This is a genomic window from Deltaproteobacteria bacterium (assembly GCA_016223005.1).
Classification (GTDB): domain Bacteria; phylum Desulfobacterota; class GWC2-55-46; order UBA9637; family GWC2-42-11; genus JACRPW01.
In genome coordinates this window covers 18437-29410 of record JACRPW010000020.1, presented here as the reverse complement: position 1 = coordinate 29410, position 10974 = coordinate 18437, and the positions used below count along the sequence as shown (strand labels likewise).

Here is a 10974-nt window from a genome sequence, read left to right as displayed (position 1 = left end):
TCAATAAGAAGAATAGTTCAAGATGAAAAATATTTCTTTAGAATAAAACCAGGACTTTGGGCTTTAAAAGAATTTGAAAAAGAAGTTTTAAAGAGATTTCGAATTCAAGATGGTTCTAAAAAAAATGAAGAAAAATTTAATCACTCCTATTATCAAGGGTTGCTTATTGAGATTGGCAACTTAAAAGGATATAAAACATATATTCCACCACAAGATAAAAACAAATTATTTCTTGAAAAATCTCTTGGCTCAATTTCAAAGATTGATACTATGCTTGAATTTTCTTATCCAGAAATTATTGGTAGAGCTAAAACAATTGATGTCATTTGGTTTAATGAAAGAAAAATGCCTTATTCTTTTTTTGAAGTTGAACATTCAACCGATATTCAAAACTCTCTTTTAAAATTTAATGACCTCCAAGATTTCTTTTCAAACTTTTACATTGTAAGTGCGACTGAAAGAAAAAGAGAATTTGAAAGTAAAATGCAATACGTAGCATTTAAAGAAATTAAAGAAAGAATTAAATTTCTTGATTATGATTTTGTTTCTAACCTTCATACGAAATCATTTGAGTTGGCATCAATAGGAACTTTATAATGATGAATTTACAAGAACAATACGATAAGATTTATTCATTTTTCAAAACTACTATTGAGCCTTTTGATGAATTAGATTGGGATGGTTCAAACTTGAAAGTTATCCTGAATGAGAATATCATTGAAGAATACTCGATTTCTGATTTAAAGGAATTGATAAGCAATTTTTAATGCTTACAAAATTCAACAACATAATTTTGACAAAGAGCTGTTTCTCATCTCTGCTGAACAAATAAAACAAGCAACGGCACATTTCAAAAAGACAAACGAAAAAGAAGTTCGTATTCTTTGCAAGCAAGACAGTAGAGAAGATAGACCTCAAGTTTTTATTGACAGCGGAGTATTTTTACTTCCGACCAAAAACGGATATTACGCAATTGTCAAAGGCGAAGGATATATTGACATTCCACTCATAGAAACTTCCGCAAAGATTTATACTTCAAAACTTGATTTCCTGCTTGATACTTCTCAGGTAGGAAATTCAGAGATGCAACATTTAGATTTTGCTTATGCGGCAAGTCTTGTTCGGACTTTTTTAGAAGACGATACACTCGTTTTAACAATCAGAGGAAGAAAATATACTCCCAAATTTTCTTTCAATGTTGGAAAACAAACCATCAAGGTAGAGAGTGTGCAAACAGAAGTGGACGCTGGTTACGAAGGAAAAAATCAAGTTGCATTAATTGAAGCAAAAAACAGCCAAACTGACAACACGATCATTCGTCAATTATTTTATCCTTTCCGACAATGGTCGTACCACACAAAGAAAACTGTCAAGACATTGTTTTTTGAAAGGCGTGGCAATTTTTATTCTCTTTGGCAGTATGAATTCAAAGACATCAACGACTACAACAGCATTTGCTTGACAAAAAGCAGTCGCTACGAAATAATTGAAAAATAATGTGAAAAACCTTAATTGCAATAAATGCGGTTGCGATGAATTTGTATCAAAACCCAACCGCTATGATGTTTATCAAATCGTTGAAGGAAGATTACAACTTATTCAAGCGCCATTCACAGAAGAAGAAATAAAACTTTATTGTCATGAATGTGGAAAAGAATTGATAGATGCAGAAGAATTGGTAATGTAGTATGTTGAGCGCAGAAGCCGAAGCGACAACAAACGGGGCACCCATTGCGGAGCAATGGGTCGGGGCATTTTTCAGCGTCAATTCTCTACTCCCACTCAATTGTGCTAGGCGGCTTGCTGCTTATGTCATAGACAACACGGTTTATGCCGCGCACCTCGTTTATTATTCTGGATGAAAGCCTTGCCATTAAGTCATAAGGAAGTTTTACCCAGTCCGCTGTCATGCCGTCAACGCTTTCTACAGCCCTTACTGCCAGAACATTTTCATAAGTCCTCTCATCGCCCATAACGCCGACTGTTTTGATTGGCAGTAAAACCGCAAATGCCTGCCAGATTTTTGTATAGAGTCCTGCATTTTTGATTTCCTCTAAAACTATTGCATCGGCATTTCTTAATATATTGCACCTTTCATCTGTAACCTCGCCTAAAATCCTTATGGCAAGTCCCGGTCCAGGGAATGGATGGCGGTTTATGACTTCCTCTGGCATGCCTAGTTCCCTGCCCAAAACCCTTACCTCATCTTTGAATAATTCCCGAAGCGGCTCAACCAATTTTAGTTTCATATTTTTCAATAAGCCGCCTACATTGTGGTGGCTTTTTATTGTTGCTGATGGTCCTTTAAATGAAACGCTCTCAATTACATCAGGGTATAATGTCCCTTGCGCAAGAAAACCCACCTCTTGCCCCTTGCCCCTTGCCCCTTGCCCCTTTTTTATTTTTGACGCCTCATCCTCAAATACCCTTATAAATTCATTGCCGATTATTTTCCGCTTTTTTTCAGGGTCTTCAATGCCTTTTAATTTATTTAAAAATCTTTTACTGGCGTCAATACAGATTAAATTTATGTGAAAGTGTTTTCTAAAAACTGTCTCAACTTTTTTTGTCTCGTCTTTGCGCAAAAGTCCATTATCAACAAATATGCAGGTTAATTGCCCGCCTATTGCCTTATGAATTAAAACTGCTGTTACTGCTGAATCAACGCCTCCGCTTAATCCGCAGACAATGCCGCTATCGCCGACTTTTTCTCGTATTTCATGCACAGCGCCGTCTATAAATGATTTCATTGTCCAGACAGGTTTGCATCCGCATATTTTGAACAAAAAGTTTTTTATGATTTCCTTGCCTTTGGGTGTATGCACAACTTCAGGGTGAAACTGAACTCCGTAGATTTTTCTATATTCATCTTTCATTGCACAAATCGGAGAATTTTTGCTGTGGGCAATGGCTTTGAAACCCCTCGGCATTTTTTTAACCCTATCGCCATGACTCATCCATACCTGCGTGATGCGTGATGCGTGATGCCTGCCCTCGAATGTTTGTATCGGGGGCGTGATGCGTGAAAACAGGTTAGTATCATCGTCAATCACTAACTCTGCGCTGCCGTATTCCCTATGTGATGATTTCTCTACCTTGCCGCCTAAAATGTGCGCAGTTATTTGCATTCCATAGCATATACCAAGAATCGGTATGTTTAATCCAAACACCTCTTTTGAAATGCTCGGCGCATCTTTATCATATACGCTGGACGGACCACCCGAAAGTATTATCCCTTTAGGGTTAAATAGCTTGATTTGAGCCAGACCTATATTGAATGGATGGATTTCGCAATAGACCTTCTGCTCCCTCACGCGACGTGCAATCAACTGCGTGTATTGAGAGCCAAAGTCTAAAATCAAGATTTTCTGTTTGTGGATGTCCATTAAAAAACCGTTATCCGTGTGCATCTGACATTTTATATAAACCTAACAGCAGGCTGTTCCGCAAACCTTTTCCTCTTCTTTTCTAACCGGGTATTTTTTAAACTTATAGCCGCTCACAGTAATTGCATAGAATTTTATACTGCCAGTGTCTTTGTATAAATATCTCTTTATTATCTCAAGTCCATAAAAACCAGCCTCTTTTGCAATAGATATAAATTCATCTTCTCTTAATGCCCCTGATATGCATTCGCCCCAAAGTTGGTTGTCAACCTGCATGTCAAGAGGCACATCTTTGTCAGAGACAATGTCTGATATGCAAAACCTTCCATTGTCTTTCAATATGCGGTAGATTTCGTTAAATACCTTCTTCTTGTCAGGCGAAAGGTTTACAACACAGTTTGATGTAACAACATCAATAGTATTTTCAGGGACAGGGACACTTTCAAGAAATCCTTTTTTGAATTCAACAACATCATATCCAAGATTTTTGGCAACAGTTTTTGAATTCTTTTTTGCCTTGTTCAGCATCTCATCTGTCATGTCTATGCCGATTACCCCGCCGTTTTTGCCGACATATTTTGCAGCGATAAAACAGTCTATCCCTCCGCCTGAACCCAAATCCAGCAAAACCTCGCCCTCTTTTATAACGGCAAGGGACACAGGACTTCCGCAGCCATAAGATATTTCAATGGCATCCTGCGGTATATGGGATATATCGTCTGCGCTGTATGCTATTGGGCAGCACAGTTCAGGTTTTGGCTTGGCGGCAGCGGCAGCATAAAATCCTTTTACAGATTCATACGTTCTTTTTGTCATACAACAACTCCTGTGCAGCTTGAACCTGTGCCTGCAGTGCAGCCGTAGCAGTGCAGCCCTGTTACAATCTGCCTTTTATGGAGCCTATGAAAATCAAACTCTTTTATATTTGAAGGCGCGCTATGATTTACCATCATTTCAAGCATCTGATTAAAATCACAGTCATAAAGAGAGCCATCCCATCCCATTGACAGAGTGTGCCTGCACATCACTTTACTTGCAGCATCAGGATTGTAATTTGAGACTAATTTCTCAATATATGTATTGTAATCAGTGTCATTCACTTTTTTCAAAAATCTGCCTAATGGCATATTTATGATAGTGTAAAGGCTGTTAAAAGTAACCCCATATCCTTCGAGCAATTCCTTTTTGTAATCCGCTTCAAGAAGCGATTGAGAAGGCGGAAGAAATGCCCCGCCAGGATTATATACAAGATTTAATATAAGACTAGAACCCTCCTTGCCGTAACCAATGCCATTTAACCTCTTTAACATCTCTATTGATTTTTTGAAAACACCGCTTCCCCTTTGCCTATCCACATTTTGTTCAAGATAGCATGGAAGAGAGGCTATAATCTCTACTTTATTTTCTGCAAAGAAATCAGGGAGGTCATTGCATTGTGTTTGTCTTAAGACCGTCAGGTTTGAGCGGACTATTATATGGCGGCATCTCTTTTTTAATTCCCTTACAAACCACCTGATATGTGGATTTAGTTCGGGTGCGCCGCCTGTTATGTCAATGGTTGGTATATCAGTCTTTTCAAGTGCGTTAAGACATGCCTCCATTGTCTCTTTTCGCATTGTTTCTTTTCTGTCAGGTCCTGCTTCAACATGACAGTGGCTGCACAACTGATTGCATAGTTTCCCGAGATTTATCTGAAATATGCTTATCCCTGTTGATGTCAGGGGATAAAGATTACTTGCAGCAAGGGCATCGTCAAATGGCATCAGCGAATGTTTGTTGTTCATAATTAAAACTTAACAAAGAGACATTATGTTTTCAAGGAAAAATTTGTCCTTACCATGCCGTCAAAAGACTTGACACAATGCTATAAAATTTTATAATATTTTAAACCTATTGATTGCTGCTATATTCCCGGGTAGCTCAGCCGGCAGAGCAAGTGGCTGTTAACCACTGGGTCGGGGGTTCAAATCCCTCCCCGGGAGCCAATAAAAATCGTTGCGAATTATCCACATAATTCGACCAAATTCTTTAACCCGAAAAATGCAACTGCATTTTTCGGGTTAATTGCCATCCCCGCTATTCAAATCTTCTGTATCTCCTATTAAGGCAGCGGCATCACTTGAAGGGAGTTCCTGCACCTCTTTTAATCTCCTTTCAATAGTTCGGGATTTCCTTGCTGCATCTTCTATAGTGTTGCTTGCCTCCTGCAGTTTTTTATGAGTCTTCTCAAGGATAGTGCCAAACTTGCCAAATTCTGTTTTGACTGCTCCCAGTAATGCCCATACCTCACTTGACCGTTTCTCTATCGTAAGTGTCCTGAAACCCATCTGGAGGCTGTTTAAAAATGCTGAAAGGGTTGTTGGCCCTGTAACAGTAACTTTATAATCTCTCTGCAGTAATTCAAAAAAACCATGCCTCCGTAAGACCTCTGCGTATAAGCCTTCTACAGGTAAGAACATGATTCCAAAGTCCGTAGTATTGGGAGGGTCAAGGTATTTATCTCTGATTTCCTTTGCACTGTTTTTAATTTTAGTCTCCAATTGTTTTGCTGCATCTTCTACGAGTGAGTGGTCGCCGTGCTCATATGCCTCTAAAAGCCTTTGATAGTCTGCCTCATAAAATTTTGCATCTATTGGAAGCCATATTGTAGTACCTTGGTCATCACGACCGGGCAGTTTTATGGCATATTCTACCCTTTCACTGCTCCCCTTTTTTGTTGCAACATTCTTGGCATATTGGTCTATCGTAAGAATCTGTTCCAAAATGGCGCCGAGTTGAATCTCCCCGAGTATGCCCCTTGCCTTGACATTAGATAACACTTTTTTCAGGTCTCCCACACTGGATGCCAGAGATTGCATCTCACCCAGCCCTTTATGGACCATTTCAAGTCTGTCGCTTACAAGTTTAAAGGACTCTCCTAATCGCTTTTCCAGTGTTGTGTGGAGTTTTTCATCAACAGTTTCCCGCATCTGCTCTAATTTTTTAGTATTGTCTTCCTGAAGATGTCTTAATCGTTCTTCTATGGTTTCCCGCATTTTCTCTAATCTTTGCTCATTAAACCTCGTCAAATTAACCAGTTGCTTTGAAAAACTATCTAACTGATTCCTTTGCAGGTCACCCACGGTCTTCATCTGATTTAAAAGGGATTCATTAAAGGATTTTAAAGAGGTGCCAACCTCTTCTCTCATCTGTTTTGATTCGCATCTTCCCTCATCCCTGTTTTGAGCCATCTCCTCCTTTAAGGTTTTTTCTATCCTCTCCTGATTTCTCTCAAAGGATGCTATCTGGTTTTCAATCTGTAATAATCTTAAAACTGGACTTCGTGTTAGCATCACAATCAAGAGAACAACAGCCACTATAACCAAAAATATCAGTATTACTAATAAAGATTCTACCATTAACAACCCCCTAAATAAGTCTATCCATTATTGCAGTATATCTTCTATCATATGGGTCATTATCTGCAAATCATCCCCTTGGATGAAACTTTTTATGTATCTCCTTTAATCTTGCAGTGTTTATGTGTGTATATATCTGGGTTGTGGATATGTCACTGTGTCCAAGCATAGTCTGGACAGCCCGTAAATCCGCGCCCCTTTCAAGAAGGTGCGTTGCAAAGGAATGCCGAAGTATATGTGGTTTCACCTTATCCCTGTCTATGCCGCTTATAAGGGCATATTTTTTTATTATATTCCAGAAGCACTGCCTTGTCATCTTTGTGCCTCTGGTGGTTATAAAAATATATTGAGACTGCCTATTTTTTATGATAAGCGGTCTTGCTTCATCAACATATTCTTTTATCCATATCATTGCCAATTCTCCTATAGGAATCATCCTCTGCTTTGAACCCTTGCCAAATGCAATTATATAGCCCACCTGCATATTTATATCATTAGTTCCAAGGGACACAAGTTCAGAAACCCTTACACCTGTTGCATACAAAAGTTCCAGCATTGTCTTATCCCTGACTCCACTGGGTTTTGATATATCAGGTGCGTTCAGAAGTTTTTCAACATCAGCAAATGAGAGGACTTCAGGAAGTCTTCTTGAAAATCCAGGAAGTTCTATATTGGCAGTCGGCACAGAAGAGACTATCTTTTCACTGAGAAGATATTTATAAAATACCCTTATTACTACAAGGTTTCTTGTATATGATCTTGCAGAGAGTCCTCTTTCCCTCAGGTTTGAAAGAAAGGTTATAATGTGAGCAGGTGCGGCTGAAGAGATAGAGATATTATTCCCCTCCAGAAATTCTAAAAATCTTTTCAGGTCTCTTCCATATGATTCAACTGTGTTTTTAGAAAGCCCTCTTTCTATCAGGATATGGTTTAAAAAAGCATCAAGCATATTTGAAGAGATACATACTTTTTTCACCTGCCTGCTAGTGGTGCATGGCAAATACATGCTATTTGAAATATTAAGCAAAGTCAACGAATTATTACTGCGTGTCAAGCCAATTTAGAACTGGAGTTTACTTGGTTTTTCGCAGAAATATAGGATTCTATGCATTTTGGAGCACAGAAGTTCTCCGTGAATATCATCTCTGATTTATCCCTGATGTCTACTTTTGATTTTTACGGAACATTTTGGGGTAAATTTCTTGATTTTCTTGTATTTTCATTGTATGTTCTCGCTAAATATAGAATAAGTATAAAGGTATAATTTAGAAGGGTAATATCTAATGAAGATAGAATTTTCATGCCATGCTAAAAGGCTGGCGAAGATTTAAGAGATTTCTGAAGGTGTGAATTTAGATACGACATCTGACGACAAAATAGTTGGTATAAAAATGCGAGGTTAAACTAATGGGGAAATGTAACCCTGAAAGTGCTGATGCAGTTATAGCAAGGGACAGCAAGGTTTTTATTGCTGACAAATTATCAGAAACAAATAAACGGCAGTTCAGTTAAATAGTCTGGGTGTGGAATGGGTTGAGTTAAGAAGCGAAAATCGGCGATGAGATGGAAAATAGTTATCAAGAAAAACCTTATTTTTTATACACTGTCTGGGATCCGATAGTAAGGGTGCTTCACTGGTGGAATGCAATAACACTTTTTTCGCAGATTATTACAGGCAGCATTATACTGATATTCGGCAGTGAAATACACGGCGGTATAAGGGATAATCTGGTCAATATCCACAGTATATCGGGATATATGTTTGCAGCAGGGGTTTTCACACGCATACTATGGCTTTTTATAGGTCCGCCATCTGCAAAGTGGCGAGACCTCCTGCCGCTGACTTCAGCACAAAGGAAGGTTTTTATTATACATCTTCTTCTTTCTGGCGGCATGTGGCCAGGTAATTACAGGTGTGGTTATACTTGACTTGCCAGATGAATTAAGGAATAAATCTCCTTTACTGATATGGCATGACGCATTTTACTATTTTATGGTTTTCTATGTCGTTGCCCATCTGTTTGCTGTATTTATCCACGAATTGGTAGAAAGACATGGTCTTATTTCTGCAATGGTCCATGGCAGCAAGACATTTAAAGAGGAAGAATGGCAGAAACTTACTGCCGCAAGAGAATTATCTCATAAAGGGGGTGATGGGTGAGAAGGGGGATTGACCGTAGAGGTAAACAAATTTAAAATCAAAAGGAGGACATTATGAATGGTAAAATCAACATCATATTCGGTTTTTTCTATCTTGCATTAACTGCTGTCCTTGGACCAACCCTGTTAGTTCCCCATCTTGGCAGTAATATGAAAAATCTAAATGAGACCTCACAGATAGTGGCAAAGGTGCGGGAGGGTGTACAAAACGATTTCAAGGGGGTTGACAACCCTGATAAACTTATTGCCCCTGCTGTTGTCAGCATATTTGATTACCTGAAAACACAAAAACCATCTGGAAGGGGTGCGCACTCACACGGCAATCTGGAGGCGCTGCTCAATATCATTGCAGGCTTTATACTGCTTACCCTCGCTATACCATCTAATTTCAAGGCGCTTTTAAGCATCTTGTTCCTGATAGGCACTATTTTCCATTCAGGAATGCTTTATCTTGGAGGTGTATTTGGTATGAGATGGGCGTATGATTTTACCCTCATAGGAGAAATTGCTATTATTGCAGGGCTTGTTCTTATCGGGGTGGCTTGCATTACAGGGATAAAACAATCAAATAGTTAAACAGGGATTTATAAGAAAGAATTTTCAGGTAAGGAGATGAAATGCAGGAAATACGCACCCGTTTTGCGCCATCGCCCACAGGTTATCTTCACATAGGCGGGGCAAGGACAGCGCTTTTTAATTACCTTTTTGCCAAACAGCATAAAGGTAAATTTATCTTAAGGATTGAGGATACTGATGTTGCCCGTTCAACAGATGAGTCAACAAAGGCAATCCTTGATGCAATGGAATGGCTTGGTCTTAGGTATGATGAAGGACCATTTTTTCAAAGTCAGAGATTTGCTCTTTACAGGGAGCATGCCTACAAACTTTTAAAAGATGGTAATGCCTACAAGTGTTACTGCGCACCAGAGGAACTTGAAAAAAGAAGACAGGAGGCATTAAAACAAGGCAGACCTCCAAGATATGACGGCAGGTGCAAAGGTGAAGGTGATAAGGATAAGCCTTTTGCTGTGAGGTTTAAATCACCTCAAACAGGCGCCACCATTGTCCAAGACCATATAAAAGGGGTTACAAGATTTGAAAACAGTGAGATGGATGATTTGATAATTTTAAGAAGCGACTCTACACCAACATACAATCTCTGTGTTGTTGTTGATGATGCGACAATGGGGATTACCCATGTGATAAGGGGCGATGATCACCTGAACAATACGCCAAAGCAGATTTTAATGTATCAGGCATTTAATTATCCTGTGCCTGAATTTGCCCATGTTCCGATGATTCTTGGCTCTGATAAAACAAGACTGTCAAAGAGGCATGGCGCTACATCTGTGATGGCTTATAAAGATATGGGGTATCTGCCTCATGCCCTTGTAAACTATCTCGCAAGGCTTGGCTGGTCTCATGGTGATGAAGAGATATTTTTAATGGCAGAACTTATAAAAAAATTTTCGCTGGAAAATGTGGGCAAGTCATCAGGCGTATTCAATCCTGAAAAACTCCTATGGCTTAATGCCCATTATATAAAAGAGGCAAAACCAGAAGAGATTGCAAAACTTTTAAGACCTTTTTTTGAGGCAAAGGGATTAAAGGTTCAGGATGATGAAAAACTAAAAATGGCTGTCCAGACCTTACAGGAAAGGAGCAAAACATTACTAGAGATGGCAGAAGGCGGAGAGTTTTACTTCAAAGATGATGTTGTTTACGATGAAAATTCAGCAAAAAAGTTTTTGACACCTGATATAAAAGACATCTTGCAGAAACTGATAGACAAACTGAAAGGCACAGAGCCATTCTCCCATGATAACATCCAAAAGGCATTTCAGGAACTCCTTGACGAAACAGGGTTAAAACTTGGCAAATTGGCACAGCCTGTTCGTGTTCTACTTACTGGCAAAACAGTAAGCCCCGGCATATTTGAGATAATAGAGGTTCTCGGCAGGGAAAAGACCATCTCAAGGATTGAAAAATCTAAAGAGTTTATTCCAGATAATGCATGAATTTTTCATATC

General features: G+C 38.9%; 13 protein-coding genes and 1 tRNA gene. 9 read left to right on the top strand and 5 right to left on the bottom strand.

Annotated elements, in window-relative coordinates; translation table 11 throughout:
* The 3 genes from HZC45_02615 to HZC45_02605 form a co-directional block, all read left to right on the top strand.
* Positions 1-597: hypothetical protein (locus HZC45_02615; GenBank protein MBI5682053.1), on the top strand; the 597-nt coding region annotated here is incomplete at its 5' end.
* Between the two features lie 162 nt (positions 598-759).
* Positions 760-1497, top strand: coding sequence for a hypothetical protein (locus HZC45_02610; protein ID MBI5682052.1), 738 nt, complete (start codon positions 760-762; stop codon positions 1495-1497).
* A complete protein-coding gene (locus HZC45_02605) occupies positions 1487-1687 on the top strand; it encodes a hypothetical protein (GenBank protein ID MBI5682051.1) in 201 nt (66 codons plus the stop codon). Before HZC45_02610 ends, HZC45_02605 begins: the two co-directional genes overlap by 11 nt.
* Positions 1688-1772: 85 nt before the next feature.
* Here the strand turns inward: HZC45_02605 and guaA are convergent, their stop codons facing one another.
* Genes guaA through arsS form a run of 3 tightly spaced genes read right to left on the bottom strand, consistent with a single transcriptional unit; the run spans position 1773 to position 5170 of the window.
* Positions 1773-3386 carry a glutamine-hydrolyzing GMP synthase gene (gene guaA / locus HZC45_02600; GenBank protein MBI5682050.1) on the bottom strand — a complete coding sequence of 538 codons (1614 nt, stop codon included), beginning with the start codon at positions 3384-3386 and terminating at the stop codon, positions 1773-1775.
* A gap of 42 nt (positions 3387-3428) precedes the next feature.
* The gene (locus tag HZC45_02595) at positions 3429-4202 is read right to left on the bottom strand and encodes a methyltransferase domain-containing protein (protein ID MBI5682049.1); all 774 of its coding nucleotides are present in this window, start codon (positions 4200-4202) and stop codon (positions 3429-3431) included.
* Positions 4199-5170, bottom strand: coding sequence for an arsenosugar biosynthesis radical SAM protein ArsS (gene arsS / locus HZC45_02590; GenBank protein MBI5682048.1), 972 nt, complete (start codon positions 5168-5170; stop codon positions 4199-4201). The genes HZC45_02595 and arsS overlap by 4 nt, the downstream gene beginning before the upstream one ends.
* Positions 5171-5295: 125 nt before the next feature.
* Between arsS and HZC45_02585 the strand changes: the two genes are divergently transcribed.
* Positions 5296-5371 (top strand) — tRNA-Asn (locus HZC45_02585).
* Positions 5372-5446: 75 nt separating this feature from the next.
* Here HZC45_02585 and rmuC read toward each other — a convergent pair.
* Both rmuC and xerD read right to left on the bottom strand, forming a co-directional pair.
* Positions 5447-6784 (bottom strand): DNA recombination protein RmuC, encoded by a 1338-nt coding sequence (rmuC, locus tag HZC45_02580; GenBank protein MBI5682047.1) that lies wholly within the window; start codon positions 6782-6784, stop codon positions 5447-5449.
* Between the two features lie 70 nt (positions 6785-6854).
* Positions 6855-7733: a site-specific tyrosine recombinase XerD gene (gene xerD, locus HZC45_02575; GenBank protein MBI5682046.1), complete on the bottom strand. Its 879-nt coding sequence runs from the start codon at positions 7731-7733 to the stop codon at positions 6855-6857.
* 458 nt (positions 7734-8191) lie between these two features.
* Here xerD and HZC45_02570 point away from each other — a divergent pair, with 458 nt between their 5' ends.
* From HZC45_02570 to gltX, 5 genes are read left to right on the top strand one after another with little or no spacing between them, the layout of a single operon-like run.
* A complete protein-coding gene (locus tag HZC45_02570; GenBank protein ID MBI5682045.1) occupies positions 8192-8296 on the top strand; it encodes a CfrBI family restriction endonuclease in 105 nt (34 codons plus the stop codon).
* 51 nt (positions 8297-8347) lie between these two features.
* On the top strand, positions 8348-8713 hold the full coding sequence (locus HZC45_02565) for a cytochrome b/b6 domain-containing protein (protein ID MBI5682044.1): 366 nt from the start codon (positions 8348-8350) through the stop codon (positions 8711-8713).
* The gene (locus HZC45_02560) at positions 8658-8945 is read left to right on the top strand and encodes a hypothetical protein (GenBank protein ID MBI5682043.1); all 288 of its coding nucleotides are present in this window, start codon (positions 8658-8660) and stop codon (positions 8943-8945) included. The genes HZC45_02565 and HZC45_02560 overlap by 56 nt, the downstream gene beginning before the upstream one ends.
* Positions 8946-8998: 53 nt before the next feature.
* Positions 8999-9520 carry a hypothetical protein gene (locus tag HZC45_02555; protein MBI5682042.1) on the top strand — a complete coding sequence of 174 codons (522 nt, stop codon included), beginning with the start codon at positions 8999-9001 and terminating at the stop codon, positions 9518-9520.
* A 41-nt stretch (positions 9521-9561) separates the two neighbouring features.
* A complete protein-coding gene (gene gltX / locus HZC45_02550) occupies positions 9562-10962 on the top strand; it encodes a glutamate--tRNA ligase (protein ID MBI5682041.1) in 1401 nt (466 codons plus the stop codon).
* Positions 10963-10974 lie beyond the last annotated feature (12 nt).